We start from the raw sequence: 18,564 nt of genomic DNA on the forward strand, positions 1-18,564 counted from the left end.
TTCCGGCTCACCGAACTGCCCGAGGAGCGGCTGCCCCCCAATCCCTCCCAGGCCCAGATTGACGCCGCCCTGGAAAAGGAAGCCCAGGCGGTGCGGGGAAAGCTGCCCAAGGGCGGCGGGCTGGTGGCCCTGTGCGTGGAGGGAGAGCTGCTGTCCAGTGAAAAGCTGGCCGCGAAGCTGGAGCGGTGGCCGGCGGAGGGCGTCAGTACGCTCACCTTTCTCATCGGCTCCTCCTACGGAATGCATCCCACCTTGAAGGCCCAGGCCCAACTGAGATTGTCCATGTCTCCCATGACCTTTCCCCACCACCTGGCCCGGGTCATGCTTCTGGAGCAGCTTTACCGCTGCTTCAAAATCCAGGAGGGCTCCGGATACCACAAATAGGACAGGAAAAATTTTGCATTTAATCTGCGGATTGCCGGAAATTAGGGTAGATATGTAAAATGCTTTGTGCTATAATGACAAAAGCAGCCATGCGCTTATCTGTGAAATTAAGGTATTGGAGGTAATTCCCATGTCCTATCGTGATGTATATGAAAAATGGCTCAGCAGCCCCGCCCTCAGCGAAGCGGAAAAGGAGGAGCTCCGCGCCATCTCCGGCGACGAGAAGGAGATTGAAAGCCGCTTTTTCGCTCCTCTGGAGTTCGGCACCGCCGGACTGCGGGGTACCATGTGTGTGGGTCTGCACCAGATGAACATCCACGTCATCCGCCACGCCACCCAGGCCTTTGCCGAGGTCATCAAGGCCGAAGGCGAGGAGGCGATGCAGCGGGGTGTGGCGGTGTGCTTCGACTGCCGCAACCACTCCGACGAGTTTGCGAAGGAGACTGCCTGCGTCATGGCGGGCAACGGCATCAAGGTGCGCCTGTTTGACTCCCTGCGTCCCACCCCCGAGGTGTCCTTCGCCGTGCGGGAGTACGGGTGCATTGCCGGCGTGAATGTCACTGCCAGCCACAATCCCAAGGAGTACAACGGCTACAAGGTCTACTGGCAGGACGGCGCACAGCTGCCCCCTCACCACGCCTCCGCCATTGCCAAGAAGATGGAGGAGCTGGACCTGTTTGAGTCCATCCGGCGGATGGACTATGACCAGGCGGTGCAGGCCGGCCTCATCACCCTCATGGGGGAGGAGACCGACGAGAAGTTCCTGGCCAATGTTATGGAGCAGGTCAACGACCAGGAGGCGGTAAACAAGGTGGCGGACACCTTCAAGATGGTGTACACCCCCTTCCACGGCACTGGCTACAAGCTCATTCCCGAGGCTCTCAAGCGCCTGGGCATGAAGCACGTCATCTGCGTGCCGGAGCAGATGGTCATTGACGGCAACTTCCCCACCGTGGTCTCCCCCAACCCGGAGAATCCCGAGGGATTCTATCTGGCGGTGGACCTGGCCAAGCAGGAGGGCGCCGATTTTATCCTGGGTTCCGACCCCGACGCCGACCGGGTGGGCATCATGGTCCGCAACGACCAGGGTGAGTACATCGTCATCTCCGGCAACCAGACCGGTGTGCTGCTGCTGGACTACCTCATCGGCGCCAAAAACCGTACCGGCAAAATGCCTAAGAATCCGGTGGCCCTTAAGACCATCGTTACCACCGAGATGGCCCGGAAGGTGGCCGAGACCAACGGGTTGACCTGCTACGACACCTTTACCGGCTTCAAGTTCCTGGCCGAGAAGAAGGACAAGCTGGAGAACGCCGGGGAGGGCAAGGTGATCTTCTCCTACGAGGAGAGCTACGGCTACATGCTGGGCGACTACGTCCGGGATAAGGACGCCGTTACCGCCGCCCTGGCCCTCACCGAGATGGCCGCCTGGTATGCCGGGCAGGGCATGACCCTGTATGATGCCCTCCAGAAGTGCTATGAGAAATACGGCTTCTATGGGGAGCGCACCATGAACCTGGTAATGCCCGGTCTGGACGGCCTGAAGAAGATGGCCGACCTGATGGCCGGCCTGCGCAGCCAGCCCCCGGTGGAGATCGCCGGTGTGGCGGTGGCCCAGCAGAAGGATTACAAGGACGGCTCCGTGGTCAATGTGGCCGATGGCGCCAAGTCCACCATGGAGCTCTCCGGCTCCAACGTGCTGCGCTATGAGATGAGCGACGGCACCAGCCTCATCGTCCGGCCCTCCGGTACCGAGCCCAAGGTCAAGGTCTACATCCTGGCCAACGGCGCCACCAAGGCCGAGGCCGACGACAAGGTGGCCAAGTACGCCGCCTGGGCGGAGAGCCTGAAGGGCTAATACGCAGCGGTAGTGTTTAAAGAGAGTCCGGGGAAAGCGGCCTGACCGGCCGGTTTCCCCGGACTCTCCTTTTGCCCCGCCAGCGGCGGGCAGAGGGGAAACGTCGGAAAAAGAGAGGAAAATTTCACCTCCAGGGAGAAACTTTTCCCTCTGTACGCCGTCTAAAGGGAAGATATCTAAAATTTAAGGTTTCCTTAAGAACTTGTTATTGCTTTGTAATTCCAAGCTGCTCACACTGTGGTAGAATCTGTTTGAGCCTATTGCAAACAAGGAGGATGTCAACATGACCCAACAGCAGACGCCCGTGATGGAACAGGCCGCGCAGACCGCCGGCGTCACGCCCCCGGTCCCCAAGGGGCCGAAGAAGAAGCGCCGCGGGAAAGGAAAACTGGTTGCGGGAATCCTGATAACCGCCGCAGTGATCGCCGCGGTAGCCGCAGTGCTGTGGTATTTTGTGTTTCGGGAGACCGAGGAACTGGGCGAGATCATGGTGGATACCGTCCAGCTGGGTTCCATCCAGTCGGTGGTGGAGGGCTCCGGCATGACCAAGGCCCGCAACTCCGCCAGCGTCACGCCGGGTACAGGCACCATTCTGGAGCTGTATGTCCATGAGGGAGATCAGGTCACCGAAGGCCAGCAGCTCTACAAAATGGATGACACCACCGCCCGGGAGGCGGTCCAGGCCGCCCAGGAGACTGTGGACAATGCCCAGAAAGATTTGCAGGCGGTGTACGACAAAATTGCCGAGCTCACCGTCAAGGCGCCCCACAGCGGAAATCTGCGGGATGTGGCGGAGCTGAAGGTAGGGGATACCGTCAGTGAGGGTGAGACCATTGCCACCGTCGTCAACGATACCAAGCTGCGCCTCACCCTCTACTACAGCTATGCCTACGAGGATCAGATCCAGGTGGGACAGAGTGCCCAGATTTCCGTCCCCGCTGTCATGACCTCTCTCACCGGCAAGGTGGAGCAGATCAACAAGGTCCGCTTTGTCTCTCCCGAGGGCGCCACCCACTTCGAGGTGGTGCTGGTGCTGGACAATCCAGGCACCCTCACCGAGGGAATGGAGGCCTCCGCCGCCCTCACCGCCGCCGGCGGCTCTCCCATCTATGCCTACCAGAACGGCAAGCTGGAATTTTATGAGACCACTGTGGTGAAAGCCAAAGCCTCCGGCCCGGTGGAGCAGATCAACCTGCTGAACTATGCCGACGTGAAGGCGGGGCAGGTTCTGGTCCAGCTGGGCGCCAAGGACACCGATGAGGAGATCTCCACCCGGGAGGAGGCCTTGAAGGCCGCCCAGGAGAAGCTCACCGAGGCCAATGAGGAGCTGGGCAAGTACAACGCCACCGCTCCCATCTCCGGCACCGTGCTCTCGTGCAGCCTCCAGGAGGGCATGGAGGTGCAGAGCGGGCAGGGCATCAGCATTGCCGACACCACGCAGATGGTCATTGAGATCAGCGTGGATGAGCGCAACGCCCGGTACATCAAGGCAGGCATGATGGTCAATATTGACCAGTACGGCACCCCCTATATGGGCGTGGTGGAGAGCGTGTCCATGACTGCCTCCGGGGAAAACGGCGTGGCCTCCGTTCCTGCGGTGGTCACCGTGGACAACTTTGACGGCTCGATGATCCCCGGCACCTACGTCAGCTATTCCTTTATAGCCAGCCAGTCGGACAACTGCCTCACCGTACCCGTTCCCGCCGTTATGTACGTCAGCTTTGCCAACGTCACCCTGCCGGACACCCTGGATGCCGCGCCGGTGGAGAACACGGACGGTATGGAGAACTGGGAAGGCACGGAGGAATTCTACCCCGAGGACGGCATGCTGCCTGAGGACGATATGATGACGGATGGGGACAGCGCCACCGCCGGCGACGGCATGGCGGTACCCCAGCGGACCTCCGGCGGCGCCTTTGCCAGCCCCCTGATGGCGGTGGCGGTCCCCATGCCTGAAGGAAATATGGGCAGTTCCATGGGCGGCGACAGCACCGGTACCATCGTATTCGTCCAGGCCCAGGAGGCCCCGGTGAATGCCATCCTGGAGCCGGACCCCGCCTGGGAATGCCCCGAGGGCTTCTGGGCCGTTCCGGTGGAGGTGGGTCTGGCCGATACCACCCGGGTGGAGATCAAACGGGGCCTGAATCTGGGCGATGTGGTCTATATCGGCCGGGAGACCCAGAGCGCCGACAGTTGGGGTTGATGCCATGCTCATTGATGTAAAAAACCTCTTTAAGATCTATCACGAGGGGGAGGAGAGCGAGGTGCGGGCCTTGGACGGGGTCAGCCTGGAGATCGACCGGGGGGAATTCGTGGCTATCATCGGCCAGTCCGGCTCTGGAAAGTCCACCCTGATGAACATCCTGGGCTGTCTGGACATCCCCACCTACGGGGACTACCACCTGGACGGGGTGGATGTCACCGAACTCAGCGACCGGCAGCTGGCCCACATCCGCAACAAGCAGATCGGCTTTATCTTTCAGGGATTTAACCTGATTCCCGCCCTCAATGCCTGGGAGAACGTGGAACTGCCCCTGATCTACCAGGGCGTACCCCTCTCCAAACGGTGGGACCGGGTGGAGGCCGCCCTGGAGCGGGTGGGCCTGGCCGATCGGGCGGAGCACAAGCCCACCGAGATGTCCGGCGGCCAGCAGCAGCGGGTGGCCATCGCCCGGGCCATTGCCACCCAGCCCCCCATTATCATGGCCGACGAGCCCACCGGAGCCCTGGATTCCCGGACGGGCAGGCACGTGCTGGAAATTCTCCACGGTCTCCACGAGGAGGGCAGCACCATTATCCTCATTACCCACGACAACGGCATCGCCGCCACCGCACAGCGGGTCATCCGCATTTCCGACGGTCGGATTCTCTATGACGGAGACAGAGAGGGGGCCTTTTCGTGAATCTGGCACAGGCCTTCAAAATCGCGGTCAAGTCCATCGCGGCCAAAAAGGCCCGCTCCGCCCTCACCATGCTGGGTGTCATCATCGGCCTGGCGGCGGTGATTATTCTGGTCTCCTATGCCCAGGGACAGAACCAGCAGATGCGGGCCTATTACGAGAGTCTGGGCAGCAACGTCATCAACATTCAGGCCAGCAGCTGGGACAGCAAGGAAATCTCCGACAAGCTGTATGACTACTGCCTGGAGCTGGACGAATATGTGCTGGGGGTCACCCCCGTGGTACAGATGTGGAATCAGACCATCATCACCTTCGGCGCCAAGACCCTGGACAATTACAACACCCCCTGGGAGGAGAGTCCCCAGGTGGTGATGGGCAATCAGGCCTTTTCCCTGTGCAACAACTTCACCCTGGCCAAAGGCCGGGACATCTCCTACCTGGATGTGGAAAACTACAATCAGGTGTGTGTGCTGGGGTCTCAAATGGCCTCATCCCTGTTCAACTACATGAATCCGGTGGGGCAGCGGATCACCATCAACGGCGTACCCTTTGAGGTTATCGGGGTCTATCAAGAGAAGGACCCCAACAACATGACCGGTATGGATCGCTACATCGTCTTGCCCTACACCATGAACCGGGTGCTCAACAGCACCACCCAGATGGATACCTTTGTGGCCAAGGCCAGGGACGCCAAATCCACCACCAAGGCCATCACCCTGCTCAAGGGCTTCCTCCAGGGCCTCATCAATCAGGACACCGGTTATTATTACGTAAATACCCCCAACCAGTGGCAGGAGGAGGGGGACGAGCAGATCAAGCTCCAGCAGCGCTTCCTGGGCGGCATCGCCGCCATCTCCCTGGCGGTGGGCGGCATCGGCATTATGAATATCATGCTGGTCACCGTCACCGAGCGGACTCGGGAGATCGGTATCCGCAAAGCCATCGGCGCCGAGCGCAGGAGCATCATTGTCCAGTTCCTCATTGAGGCCTGTATGATCTGCGGCATCGGCGGACTGTTCGGCATCGCGGTGGGGTACATCGGTACCCTCATTGTGGGGAAGGCATCCTTTGACCTGATTTTGCTGCCCAGTCCGGGCATTACCGTGGGCGCCTTCCTCATTTCGGTGGCCCTGGGCATCGGCTTCGGACTCTACCCCGCCATCAAAGCATCCGGCCTCCAGCCGGTGGACGCCCTGCGGGCGGAATAAAGGAGAGAGACTATGAGAGTGAAACGATTCATTTCCGGCCTGCTGGCCGCCGCTCTGCTGGCGGGGCTGGTAACCCTGGTTCCCGCCTCCGCCGCGGACGGCGGCGCCTTCACCGACATTCAGGACGCCGCCACCGCCAACGCCGCAGAGACTCTTCGGGTGCTGGGGGTGGTGGACGGCACCGGCGGCACCGCTTTCAATCCCGGCGGAACCCTCACCCGGGCGGAGTTCTGCAAAATGGCGGTGGAGATCCTGGGCCGGGGCGGGGAGGAGCCCGCCCAGCGCAACCGCACGATCTTCTCCGATGTAGGACCCAGCCACTGGGCCAGAGGCTATGTGAATCTGGCCGCCTCCATCACCGTGGGCGGCTCGGGCGGCGCGGAGGGCGCCGCCGGCACCCGGCTGATTATGGGTGTGGGAGACGGCACCTTCCGCCCGGACCGGGCCATCACCTACGGAGAGGCGGTGACCATGCTCATGCGGGTGCTGGGCTATGGGGATCAGGACGTGGCCTCCGGCGCCAACTGGTACGACGGCTATGTGGGCCTGGCCGGCTCCTCCGGCCTGGCCGACGGTCTGAGCCTCTCCGGCGCCTCCACCCTCACCAGGGGACAGGCCGCCATCCTGTTCTACAACCTGCTGTTCACCAATCCCAAGGACAGGGACAGCGTGTATCTCACCGATCTAGGGGGCAGTCTGAAGGATAACGTCATCGTCCTGTCCACCGATGCTACCGCCGAGGACGGCACCACCGGCTCGGTGCTCACCACCTCCGGCACCTACAAGACCGACCGGGCCGCCTTCGGCAGCGAACTGTGCGGCACCAGGGGACAGATTGTGCTGGACAAGAACCAGAAGCTGCTGACCATTCTCCCGGAGGAGAGCTCCACCTTCCGCAGCGCCACCATTATGGGCAGCCCTGAAGCCAACGCCATTCCCGTGGTGGGTGGAGACCGGATCTCCGTCACTCTGTCCACCCCGGTGTACCGCAGCGACGACGCCCAGGCCACCACCTATGAGACCGAATGGACGGGCCTGCGCACCGGAACCTCCCTGGTGCTGGCCTTCAACGGTTCGGGGAAGCTGGACTACATCTACCTTGCCACAGGCAAGGCGGCCGCCGGCGCAGACAATGTGATGGTGGTCAAAAACAAACCCAGCGGTACCAGCAACCCCTTTACCCTGATTACCGGCGGCAAATCCCCCGCCCTGTATAAAAACGGCGCCCCTGCTCAGGTGAGCGACATCCGGCAGTATGACGTGGGGACCTACGACAAGACCTCCAACACCCTGTTCCTCTCTGATCTGAAGCTCAGCGGCCTGTACGAGGACGCCTACCCCAATACCGCCGCCCCCTCCCGGGTGACCCTGATGGGGGTGACCCTGGATGTGCTGCCAAGCGCCATGGCTGATCTGTCCGCCTTCCAGGTGGGCGACAAGGTGACGCTGCTGCTCACCACCACCGGGCAGGTGGCGGGGGCGGTGGACCCCGCCACAGCCCAGTCCAATGCGGTGGGAGTGGCGAAGATCACCTCCAAGGACAGCGCCTCTGTGGAGCTGCTGGACGGCCTGATTACCGTTACCGGAAAGACCACTATGACAGAGTCCGCCGCCCAGATGCTCAACGGCAGGCTGGTGTCGGTGTCCTCCTACAAGAAGGGCTACCTCTCCCTGAGCAGAGTAACAGGGGCTGGCGCCCCTGCCGCCCTCAACATGGAGACCGGGAAGATGGGGAACAAAGAGCTCTCTCCCAGCGCCCGATTCTTTGAGCAGGTGGGCAACGGAGCGCTGGTGGAGATTCTGCGCAGCGACCTTACCATGGACTCCATTCCCGCATCCAAGATTACCTACGTGGGTTACGACTGGGCCGGGCGGGCGGCGCAGCTGGTGCTTAATGATGTCACCGGTGACCGGTATGCTTACGGCCGGATCTCCTACGAGCGGGCCGACGAGGAGTCGGAGGTGTCTTACGATACCGTCACAGTGGAAAACAGCGGCGGTGAGCAGGTATTTACCACCTTCTACATGGAGGGTCTCAAGAACGGCGAGATAGGCGGCCTGGCCGCTTCCATGGATACCCTGGGCGGACAGAGCAAGCTGGCGGCCTATATGCCTCTCCAGTCGGTGAAGGGCATAAGCCGTGCTCAGTTTGACTTGGATACCATGACGCTTACCACCAACGCCATGGTCATTCCTGTGGCGGAGGGGGTGGAGTGCTACAACAAGGCCACTGGAAACTGGTATCCGGTGGAGGACGGCGACAGCGAGCAGGCTCTGAAGCTGGCTCTGGCCTTCTCCAATAACCTGACGGTGTATTACGACCGCTCTCCCGACCAGGGCGGAAAGGTCCGTGTGGTAGTGGCGGAGTAAAGGCCCCGTCCGGACGGTCCGGAGAAAGACGCAAGCAAAAAGCCTGAGGCGGCTGAAAAAGGCCTCAGGACGGATCGGCCTCGATTTTTTGGGAAATCGTCGCCCGATCCGTCCTGAGGAGGGTCATTCCCGAGGCACATGTCCCCGGAAAGGACGGATTTCAATCTGATTCTGCCGCCTGCGGGCGACAGAACGCTGCGAGGCTCCCTGCGGGGGAGGTTTTTCCACAAGCCGAAGCCTGCCGGAAAGTGATGAAAATCACTTTCCGGCAGGCTTTCTTTCAGCTTACAGACGCTTTGGCCGGCGCAGGCAGCGCATGGCGTTGAGAATGGCCAGGACCGATACCCCCACATCGGCGAACACTGCCGCCCACATAGAGGCGTAGCCCAGGGCGCTCAGGACCAGCACCATCAGCTTTATCCCCAGGGCAAAGACGATGTTCTGCCGGACGATGGTCAGGGTATGCCGGGCGATGGTGATGGCGTGGGCGATTTTGGAAGGCCTGTCGTCCATGAGCACGATATCTGCGGCCTCAATGGCGGCGTCGGAGCCCAGGCCGCCCATGGCAATGCCCACGTCAGCCCGTGAGAGCACCGGGGCGTCATTGATGCCGTCTCCCACGAAGACCAGGGCGCCTCTGGGGGAGCATTCCTCCAGCAGCGCTTCCACCCGTTCCACCTTGTGGGCGGGGAGCAGCTGGGTCCAGACCTGGTCCATCCCCAGCTCCCGGGCGACGGCCTCGCCCGCTGCCTGAGCGTCCCCGGTGAGCAGGACGCACTTGCGTACACCGCAGCTCCGCAGGGCGGCAACAGCCTGCCTGGCGTCCGGCTTTACCAGATCGGAAATGACAATATGCCCCAGGTAGACCCCGTCGGCGGCCACATGGACGGTGGTTCCGGCGCAGTGGCAGGGATGCCAGGATACGCCCATCTCCTCCATCAGCCTGCCGTTTCCGGCGCAGAGGGTGCGCCCGTCCACTGCGGCCCGGATGCCCCGGCCGGACAGCTCCTCCGCCCCGGAGACCCGGGCGGCGTCCAGCACTCCGCCCCAGGCTTCCTTCAGGGAGCGGGAGATGGGGTGGTCGGACCAGGATTCCGCCAGGGCCGCCAGCTCCAACAGCTCCTCCTCCGAGCAGCCCTCCGGGTGAACGGCGGTGACGTGAAATACGCCCTGGGTCAGGGTGCCGGTTTTGTCAAAAACCACGATCTCCGCCCTGGCCAGCACCTCCAGATAGTTGCCCCCCTTCACCAGAATGCCGTCCCGGGAGGCGCCGCCGATGCCCCCGAAGAAGGACAGAGGGACCGAGATCACCAGGGCGCAGGGGCAGGAGACTACCAGAAAATTCAGCGCCCGCTGGATGGAATCCACCCAGGCCATGGGGGTGAGCAGCGGCGGCAGCAGAGCCAGAGCCGCCGCTGCCAGTACCACAATGGGGGTATAGACCCGGGCAAACCTGGTGATAAAGTGCTCCGCCCGGGCCTTTTTGCTGCTGGAGTTTTCCACCAGCTCCAGGATTCTGGACACGGTGGACGTCTCAAACGGGCGGGTCACCCGGACCTTCAGCAGGCCGGAGAGGTTGACGCAGCCGGAGATGACATCCTTGCCGGGCCAGACCTGCCGGGGGAGAGACTCCCCGGTGAGGGCCGCGGTGTCCAGACTGGAGGAACCCTCCAGCACCACCCCGTCCAGGGGGATACGCTCCCCGGGCTTGATGACAATGGTATCGCCCACCGCCACCTCCTCCGGGTCTACCTGCCGCAGCTGACCGCTGTCCTCCACGTTGGCCCAGTCGGGGCGGATATCCATCAGCGCGGCGATGGACCTGCGGGACTGGTCCACCGCATAGTGCTGAAACAGCTCCCCCACCTGGTAAAAGACCATGACGAACACCGCTTCGGGATATTCCCCAATGGCCAGAGCGCCTACGGTGGCCAGGGCCATGAGGAAATTTTCATCAAAGACCTGTCCATGGGCGATGTTCCGCGCCGCCCGCCACAGCACATCCCAGCCGGCGGCGGCGTAGGGGAGCAGAAACGCCGCCAGCCTGGCCCAGCCTGTCAGGGGGAGAGACAGGGCGGATAGAAACAGCAGGGCGGCGGCAAGCAGCCGGGTCAGCATCCGCTTTTGCTTGAGGGACATGGCAAATTCCTCTCCTTCCAATGCGGGGCGGAAGTCCCTACAGCACCACGGTGCAGTCCGGCTCCACCTTTTTGCAGATGGCGGCCGCCTGCCGGAGGATTTCCTCAAACCGGGCGTCGTCGGCATCCAGGGTAAGCCGCTGGGTGAGAAAGCTCACCGAGGCAGCGTTCACTCCGTCCAGCTTTTGAATGGCCGCCTCCATCTTGGCCGCGCAGTTGGCGCAGTCCAGATTATGGAGCTTGAAACGTTTTTTCATATCGCTCACTCCTCCTTATAAGATATGCAGGGGCAGCAGCTCCGCCACGTGTCCCATGCCCTGGTCCAGGATGGTGCGCACATGGCCGTCGGCCAGGGAATAAAATACCGTCTTGCCGTCCCGGCGGGCCTTCACCAGCCGGCACTGCTTCAAGGCGCGCAGCTGGTGGGAGATGGCCGACTGGGTCATCCCCAACAGCTGGGCAATGTCGCACACACACATCTCCGCCTCAAACAGCACATACAGGATTTTGATCCGGGTGGAATCTCCGAAAATTTTAAACAACTCCGCCAGGCCGTACAGTACCTCCTCATCCGGCATATTCTGGTTGACCTGGTCCACAATCTCCTGATGCACATGCATGTAGTCGCAGCGCTCCACATCTCTGGATTCCACGGACTCACGCCCTTTCATGAACAATTGAACGAGTGTTCATATATTATTATATACACCGCCCGCGATTTGTCAAGGGGGCGGGCGGAAAAAAGCGCCCGCCGATCGGCGGGCGCGGATTTGGGCAGGTTCAGGGGAGAAAGTGGGCGGCATACTCCTGGTAAATCCGGAGCATGTCGGCCAAATCCTGCCGCAGGCTGTCCTCCGGGGGGAGAGCGCTTTTGTCGTAGTGCTTGTAGAAGATGACGCCATTTTGGTAGCCCTGGGCCAGAGGGGGCAGGTGGTCTCCCAGCACGGCCCCGTCATCGGCGGCAAAGCCCCGGGCGTCCAGGGCGGCCCGGATGCGGGCGGTGTTCTCCTTCATCCTGCGGTTGGCCTCCCGGCCGCCGTACTCCCGGGTCAAATCGGTACAGCCCTGGTTGAGGGTGAGGTAGAGGGATTCCCCGTCGGCGGAGAAGAGGTAGACGATGTACACCCCCCGCTGGGCGGAGGTGGTGATCTGCCGGTCAAAGATGCCGATCCAAGGTACCGCCGACCACATGCCCTTGCCAGCGCTGGCGGCGGTGTGATAGCGCTGGGCGTCCACCAGGCCGGTGCGGAGGAGCAGATGGGGAATCTCATCCTGGAAATAGAAGTACATGGGGTGGCCCTTGATGGGTTCCTGCCGGGTTTTCAGGGGGACAAACTCCGCCAGCACCTTGCCGAATACCGCAGTCAGAGAGACGTCCTTCTCCGGCGCCGGGACAGCGGCGGGTGTGGCAACCGCTGGGGCGGGCTGAGCCGGCGCCGGGGTCTTGGGCTTGTTTTTGGAGCCGGCGGGCCGTCCCCGGCCCCGCTTCACCGGTGCGGGAGCTTCCGACGAAGGAGCCTCCGGTGCGGAGACCTCCGCCGCGGGAGTCTGGGAAGCCTGGGTGGGGGGAAACTCCACGTCCTGGAACACCTCCACCAGACCGGCAATGCCGTCCTGAACCGCGTTGGCCTCGGCGCTGGCAATGCGGAAAATCTTGCGGGAGATGTCCCGCTGGGCCCGCAAGAGGGCCTTGCCTCCCTCGTCGGCCACCTGGATTTTGGGCAGGTAGGAGTTGAGGAAATTGGAGGCGTTGACCTCCGGCTCCCGCCAGATATCAATGATGGTGATGTCCAGCTTGGGAAGCCGGGCGTTGGCCTTGTTCAGCTCCTCATAGATATTGACGCTTTTCATGGAATTTTCACTGCGGAAGAAGAGCAGGCGGACACAGTTGCCGCTGAGCAGGGCGTCCTCGGCGGCATCCTCCCAGGACTGCTGGTTGTGGGGCAGGTTGGCCACGTCAATCCACAGGTTGTAGCCCAGCCGGTACAGCTTCAGAAACCAGTCCTGAACAATCTCCTTGTCGTCGTGGGAATAGCTGATAAACATGAAGGGCTCGTCCATCCGGCACTTGCAGCCCTTCAACGCGTTTTTTCGAATATATTGCAGGCCTTCGTCCATGAGGCAGTCCTCCCTGTGCTTCATTCAGGGCTACTTTACCATATTCCGACGCAATCCGCAAGAGCGGGCCGGGCGCTATAAGGTCTCCAGCAGAAAGCGGCCCACACTCTCCATGGCCTCTCCCGCCTTTTTCATGGGGAACATCTGGAACACATGCCACAGGTCGGTCCATACCTCCAGCCGGCAGGGGACGGCGGACTGGATAAGCCTGTCCCGCAGGCGGATGGAGTCGGAGAGGAGAATCTCATTGGTACCCGCCTGGATGAGGGTGGGGGGAAATCCGGACAGGTCGGCAAACAGGGGGGACAGGCAGGGGCCGGCCAGATCCTGACCTCTGGCGTAGGCGTCCCGCACGGCGTAAATATAGTTGAGGGTGAGCACCGGATCAATATCCTCCCGTTCCCGGTAGGACTTGCCGCTGGCGGTCATGTCCGTCCAGGGGGAGAAGAGGATGAGGGACCGGGGCAGCCGCCGCCCGGCCTGCTTGAGCAGGTGGGTGAGCACCAGGGCCAGGTTGCCACCGGCGGAGTCCCCGGCCACCACCACGTCCCGGGCGCCGTAACCCAGGTACATCAGATAATCCCAGGCCTTCACGGCGTCCTCCACGGCGGCGGGATAGGGGTGCTCGGGAGCCAGGCGGTATTCAAAACAGAACACCTGCCAGCCGGTGACATTGGACAGCTTGGAAGCCAGGATGCGGGAGTAGCCCAAATTGCCGCTGGTGTAGCCGCCCCCGTGGCAATAGAGGATGGCCCGCCGGCGGTCATGGCTCCGCTGGGGGCGTACCCAGGCGCAGGGCATGCCCTCCAGCTCAAAGGGTTCCCAGCTCATGCCCGCCATGGGGGCCACCAGCCGGCCCAGCAGCTGCTGGCCCTTGCGCTGCCTTTCCAAATCCTCCAGGTCCATGGTGTCCGGCGTGGCGGCGCTGTGGATGGCCCGGAGAGCCCGGAGGAAGGGGTCCAGCCGCTGGGCCTCCGCGGCGGAGTGCTGGTTCCGGGAGCGGCCCTGGAGCTTGATGTGGATGTTGTCCTGGTCCATGGAAGTGTGCCTCCCTGAAAATCGGAATGTTGTGGAGGGTATTATACCACAGAGACCGGGAAAAGGAAAGCGGCGGCAGGCGCCCCCCTTCCCCTTGTGGCGGAAGGGGGAATGTGGTATGCTAGGACAAAAGGAGGGGATGGTATGCCGGGAAGGGAGGGTATGTCGGAGTGGTACCGCCTGGACAACGCGGGGGTACTCTATTCCGCCCTGCAAAAGGAGACCTATTCCGCTATCTACCGCTTTTCCGCCGTTATGGACCGGCCGGTGGACCGGCAGGCCCTCCAGCGGGCGGTGGATCAGACCATGCCCCGGTTCCCCACCTTCCGGGTGCGCATCAAGCGGGGGGCATTTTGGTATTATTTTGAGCCAAACGACGCCCCCGGCCCGTACGTGAAGGAGGATATCTCCAACCCCTGCCAGCCGGTGCGCTTTCAGGAGGACAACGGCTGGCTGGTGCGCTTTTACTGTTATGAGCACCGGATCTCGGTGGAGGTGTTCCACGCCGTCAGCGACGGCGGGGGCGCTCTGGTATTTTTCAAAACGCTTCTGGCGGTCTACCTCCGGGAATTGGGACACCGCATACCCAACACCTGCGGGGTACTGGATATAACCGCCCCGCCCCGGCCGGAGGAGCTGGAGGATGCCTACGGAAAGTACGCCCAGGGCAAGGGCTGGCGGGGCGGGCGGAGAGGCAGGGCCTATCAGAACACCGGTACACCGGAACCTTTTTATACGCTGAACGTGACCATGGGCTTCTGCTCAGTGCTCCAGCTCAAGCAGAAGGCCAAGAGCTACGGCGTATCCATCACGGAGTACCTGGCGGCGGTGCTGATGAAGGTGATCTTGGACAAGCAGCATCGGGAGGCTCCCGGGCGGGAACTGCCGGTGGCTCTGGCCATTCCCATCAACCTGCGCGCCTGGTTTCCGTCGGAGAGCCTGCGCAACTTTATTTTAACCACCCGGCCTGTGATCGACCCCTCTCTGGGGGAATACAGCTTTGAAGAGGTGCTCAGCCAGGTCCACCACATGCTCCGGCTGAATCTCAGCCGCCAGCGGATGCGGGCGGAACTGACGGGCAATGTGCGCTTTACCCAGAACCATCTGCTCCAGATTGTCCCCATTGCCCTGAAAAACCCGGTCATGGCCCTGGGCTACCGCCTTGCGGGGGTGCGGCCCTATTCCGGGACCTACACCAACCCCGGAGCCTTCCTGGTGCCGCCGGAGATGGAACCCCATATCCGGCGGATGGAGGTCATCCTGGGTCAGGCCACCAATCCCCGGGTTCACTGTGCCTCCATCAGCTACGGGGATGTGATGGAGATCACCTTTGCCGGTACCCAGAAGGAGACCGACACCGAGCGGGAGTTTTTCCGCTTCCTCATCCGGGACGGAATCGCCGTGAAGGTGGAGAGCAACCGGACGGAATAAAAAGGAGGGGTGTGTTATGCCATATTGTGTCCACTGCGGGGTGGAGCTGGACGCCACAGCCACCTTCTGCCCCCTCTGTCAGACCCCGGTGCTGGACCCGGTTCAGCCGCCGGATACCACTTCGCCCAAGCCCTTTCCCACCCAGCGGGGGGAGGTGGCCCCGGTCTCCAAGCAGGAGCTGGCCCTGTTGCTGAGTGCCATGCTGATCTGTGTGGCGGCCTGCTGCGGCCTGCTCAACCTGTTTCTCAAGCCGGGGCGGGGCTGGTCCCTGTACGTCATCGGGGCAGCCGCCATGCTGTGGCTGTGGCTGGTGCCGCCCCTGCTGGCTCGGGGCATGCACCTGCTGCTGCGGCTGCTGGTGGATGTGGCCGCAGTGGGGCTGTATGTGTACCTGATTTCCATGGACCTGAACGGGCAGGCATGGTTCTGGGGACTGGCCGCCCCTGTCATTTTCTGGGGCGGCGCGGTGCTTCTGCTGCTGGGGCTGGTGCTCCGGGTCTACCGCCGGTCGGTGATCACTTCCCTGACCATTCTCATCGGCAGCCTGGGGGTCTTCCTCTTCGGGGTGGAGTACCTCATCGACCAGTGGCTGTACCGGGCCTGGAATCCCTCCTGGTCCCTGGTGGTGCTCACCATCTGCGTGGGACTGGTGATCCCCCTCATCATCGTCCGCCGCATCCCCTCCCTGCGGGAGGAGGCCCATAAGCGCTTCCACCTGTGAGCGGCTTGGGATGGATACAAGCAATGAATATGCATAATATGTTGAATATTATGCATATTATCGGAAATATGCACCAGAGAGACAGGGGGCAATTCGCATATTTATGCGAATTGCCCCCTTGCATTTCCCAGGGGGGTGTGCTACACTATCCCCAACAAGAACAAACGGAGGTTTTTACCATGGCTGAGGTTAAAAAAGTAGTGCTCGCCTATTCCGGCGGTCTGGATACATCCATCATCATCCCCTGGCTGAAGGAAAACTACAACAACCCGGAGATCATTGCCGTCTCCGGCAATGTGGGCCAGGCTGACGAGCTGGAGGGTCTGGAGGAGAAGGCCATCAAGACCGGCGCCTCCAAGCTGTATGTGGAGGATCTGGTGGACGAGATGGTGGACGAGGTCATCATCCCCTCCATGCAGATGGGCGCCAAGTATGAGGACTATCTGCTGGGTACCGCCTTTGCCCGGCCCATCATTGCCAAGCGCCTGGTGGAGATTGCCAAGGCCGAGGGGGCCGACGCCATCTGCCACGGCTGCACCGGCAAGGGCAACGACCAGATCCGCTTTGAACTGGCCATCAAGCGCTTTGCCCCCGAGATGAAGATCATTGCCCCCTGGCGGGAGTGGACCATCAAGAGCCGGGACGAGGAGATCGACTATGCCGAGGCCCACAACGTGCCTCTGAAAATTTCCCGGGAGACCAACTACTCCAAGGACAAAAACCTGTGGCACCTGTCCCATGAGGGCCTGGATCTGGAGGACCCGGCCAGCGAGCCCCAGTACGACAAGCCCGGCTTTTTGGAGATGGGCGTATCTCCCGCTATGGCCCCCGACCAGGCCACCTATGTGACCATTGACTTTGAAAAGGGCTGGCCCGTGGCTGTGGACGGGGAGAAGATGAAGGCCAGCGACATTGTCCGCAAGCTCAACGAGCTGGGCGGCGCCAACGGCATCGGCCTGCTGGACATCGTGGAGAACCGGATGACCGGCATGAAGGACCGGGGCGTGTACGAGACGCCCGGCGGCGCCATCCTTTACCGGGCCCATGAGGTGCTGGAGATGATTACCATCGACAAGGACACCGCCCACATGAAGCGGAAGCTGGCGGTGGACTTTGCCGACCTGGTGTACAACGGCAAGTGGTTCACCCCTCTGCGGGAGGCTCTCACCGCCTTTGCCACCGAGACCCAGAAGCACGTCACCGGCACGGTGAAGCTGAAGCTCTACAAGGGCAACATCATCACCTCCGGCGTCACCTCTCCCGACACCCTCTATTCCGAGGATATCGTCACCTTCCAGGAGAGCGACTACAACCAGAACGACGCCACCGGTTTCATCAACCTGTGGGGTCTGCCGGATACGGTGCTGGCGCTGCGGGACCAGGGCAAGCTGAACAAGTAATCACATATTTTCTGCGGGCGGGACGTCGGTCGCCCGGCCTCTGCGGGGCAGTCCGCAGGGGCCGGCGTCCTGGACGGCCCGCCTGCCGTAATTACAGTAAGGAGCGGTAGTATGAAACTCTGGGCCGGACGGTTCCAAAAAGAGACGGATACTCTGGTAAACGACTTCAACTCCTCCATCACCTTTGATGCCCGGATGTACAAAGAGGACATTGCCGGTTCCATGGCCCACGCCGCCATGCTGGGCAAGCAGGGCATCATTGAGGAGCACGAGGCGGAGAAGATTCTTGCAGGTCTGAAAGCGATTCTGGCCGACATTGAGGCCGGGCAGGTGGAGTTCTCCATGGAGAACGAGGACATCCACATGAACATCGAGACCATGCTCACCCAGCGCATCGGGGACACGGGCAAGCGGCTGCACACCGCCCGCTCCCGAAACGACCAGGTGGCGGTGGATTTCCGGCTCTATGTAAAGGGGGAGATCCCCAAGATCATCGGCATGGTGCTGGACCTGGAGCAGGTGCTGCTCAAAAAGGCGAAGGCCAATCTGGAGACGGTGATGCCGGGCTATACCCACCTCCAGCGGGCCCAGCCCACCACCTTTGCCCACTACATGATGGCCTACGCCAACATGCTCCGCCGGGACGTGACCCGGCTGGAGGACTGCCTGGAGCGGATGGACGAGTGTCCCCTGGGGGCCGGCGCCCTGGCCACCTCCACCTATCCGGTGGACCGGTTCCAGACCGCAGCCGCCCTGGGCTTCGCCAAGCCCACCGACAACTCCATGGATTCCGTGTCCGACCGGGATTTTGCCATTGAGTTTCTCTCCGCCTGCTCCATTCTGATGATGCACCTGTCCCGGTTCTCTGAGGAAATCATCCTCTGGTGCTCCTGGGAGTTCAAGTATGTGGAGCTGGACGATGCCTACTCCACCGGCTCCTCCATCATGCCCCAGAAAAAGAATCCCGACGTGGCCGAGCTGGTCCGGGGCAAGACTGG

The 18,564-nt window shown here is 62.0% G+C and carries 15 protein-coding genes; 10 read left to right on the forward strand and 5 right to left on the reverse strand.

What is annotated here, in order from left to right; translation table 11 throughout:
- The 6 genes from Q0J74_RS05235 to Q0J74_RS05260 all read left to right on the forward strand — a co-directional run.
- A partial coding sequence (locus tag Q0J74_RS05235; protein ID WP_297211683.1) for a 23S rRNA (pseudouridine(1915)-N(3))-methyltransferase RlmH occupies positions 1-384 on the forward strand: 384 nt, incomplete at its 5' end.
- A gap of 130 nt (positions 385-514) precedes the next feature.
- Positions 515-2,242 (forward strand): phospho-sugar mutase, encoded by a 1,728-nt coding sequence (locus Q0J74_RS05240; RefSeq protein WP_297211685.1) that lies wholly within the window; start codon positions 515-517, stop codon positions 2,240-2,242.
- 283 nt (positions 2,243-2,525) lie between these two features.
- Positions 2,526-4,445, forward strand: a complete 1,920-nt coding sequence (locus Q0J74_RS05245; protein ID WP_297211687.1) for an efflux RND transporter periplasmic adaptor subunit — start codon at positions 2,526-2,528, stop codon at positions 4,443-4,445.
- 4 nt (positions 4,446-4,449) lie between these two features.
- Positions 4,450-5,145 carry an ABC transporter ATP-binding protein gene (locus tag Q0J74_RS05250; RefSeq protein WP_297211690.1) on the forward strand — a complete coding sequence of 232 codons (696 nt, stop codon included), beginning with the start codon at positions 4,450-4,452 and terminating at the stop codon, positions 5,143-5,145.
- Complete coding sequence (locus Q0J74_RS05255) at positions 5,142-6,350, forward strand: ABC transporter permease (protein WP_297211693.1); 1,209 nt, start codon at positions 5,142-5,144, stop codon at positions 6,348-6,350. Before Q0J74_RS05250 ends, Q0J74_RS05255 begins: the two co-directional genes overlap by 4 nt.
- 12 nt (positions 6,351-6,362) lie before the next feature.
- Positions 6,363-8,720 (forward strand): S-layer homology domain-containing protein, encoded by a 2,358-nt coding sequence (locus Q0J74_RS05260; protein ID WP_297211698.1) that lies wholly within the window; start codon positions 6,363-6,365, stop codon positions 8,718-8,720.
- 285 nt (positions 8,721-9,005) lie between these two features.
- Here Q0J74_RS05260 and Q0J74_RS05265 read toward each other — a convergent pair whose 3' ends face one another.
- The 5 genes from Q0J74_RS05265 to Q0J74_RS05285 form a co-directional block, all read right to left on the reverse strand.
- Positions 9,006-10,859, reverse strand: coding sequence for a heavy metal translocating P-type ATPase (locus Q0J74_RS05265; protein ID WP_297211701.1), 1,854 nt, complete (start codon positions 10,857-10,859; stop codon positions 9,006-9,008).
- A gap of 37 nt (positions 10,860-10,896) precedes the next feature.
- Complete coding sequence (locus tag Q0J74_RS05270) at positions 10,897-11,115, reverse strand: cation transporter (RefSeq protein WP_297211704.1); 219 nt, start codon at positions 11,113-11,115, stop codon at positions 10,897-10,899.
- A 15-nt stretch (positions 11,116-11,130) separates the two neighbouring features.
- Entirely contained in the window at positions 11,131-11,529 is a 399-nt protein-coding gene (locus tag Q0J74_RS05275) for an ArsR/SmtB family transcription factor (RefSeq protein ID WP_363315554.1), read from the reverse strand.
- Between the two features lie 109 nt (positions 11,530-11,638).
- The gene (locus Q0J74_RS05280) at positions 11,639-12,976 is read right to left on the reverse strand and encodes an MrcB family domain-containing protein (protein WP_297211710.1); all 1,338 of its coding nucleotides are present in this window, start codon (positions 12,974-12,976) and stop codon (positions 11,639-11,641) included.
- A gap of 75 nt (positions 12,977-13,051) precedes the next feature.
- Complete coding sequence (locus Q0J74_RS05285) at positions 13,052-14,014, reverse strand: alpha/beta hydrolase (protein WP_297211713.1); 963 nt, start codon at positions 14,012-14,014, stop codon at positions 13,052-13,054.
- Positions 14,015-14,158: 144 nt separating this feature from the next.
- On the opposite strand from Q0J74_RS05285, the gene Q0J74_RS05290 reads away from it, so the two are divergent.
- The 4 genes from Q0J74_RS05290 to argH all read left to right on the forward strand — a co-directional run.
- Positions 14,159-15,445, forward strand: a complete 1,287-nt coding sequence (locus Q0J74_RS05290; RefSeq protein WP_297211716.1) for a hypothetical protein — start codon at positions 14,159-14,161, stop codon at positions 15,443-15,445.
- A gap of 16 nt (positions 15,446-15,461) precedes the next feature.
- The gene (locus Q0J74_RS05295) at positions 15,462-16,166 is read left to right on the forward strand and encodes a zinc ribbon domain-containing protein (protein WP_297211719.1); all 705 of its coding nucleotides are present in this window, start codon (positions 15,462-15,464) and stop codon (positions 16,164-16,166) included.
- 179 nt (positions 16,167-16,345) lie between these two features.
- The gene (locus Q0J74_RS05300; RefSeq protein ID WP_297211722.1) at positions 16,346-17,566 is read left to right on the forward strand and encodes an argininosuccinate synthase; all 1,221 of its coding nucleotides are present in this window, start codon (positions 16,346-16,348) and stop codon (positions 17,564-17,566) included.
- 111 nt (positions 17,567-17,677) lie between these two features.
- Positions 17,678-18,564: argininosuccinate lyase (gene argH / locus Q0J74_RS05305; RefSeq protein ID WP_297211725.1), on the forward strand; the 887-nt coding region annotated here is incomplete at its 3' end.

The organism is uncultured Flavonifractor sp., assembly GCF_944387675.1.
Lineage (GTDB): Bacteria > Bacillota > Clostridia > Oscillospirales > Oscillospiraceae > Flavonifractor.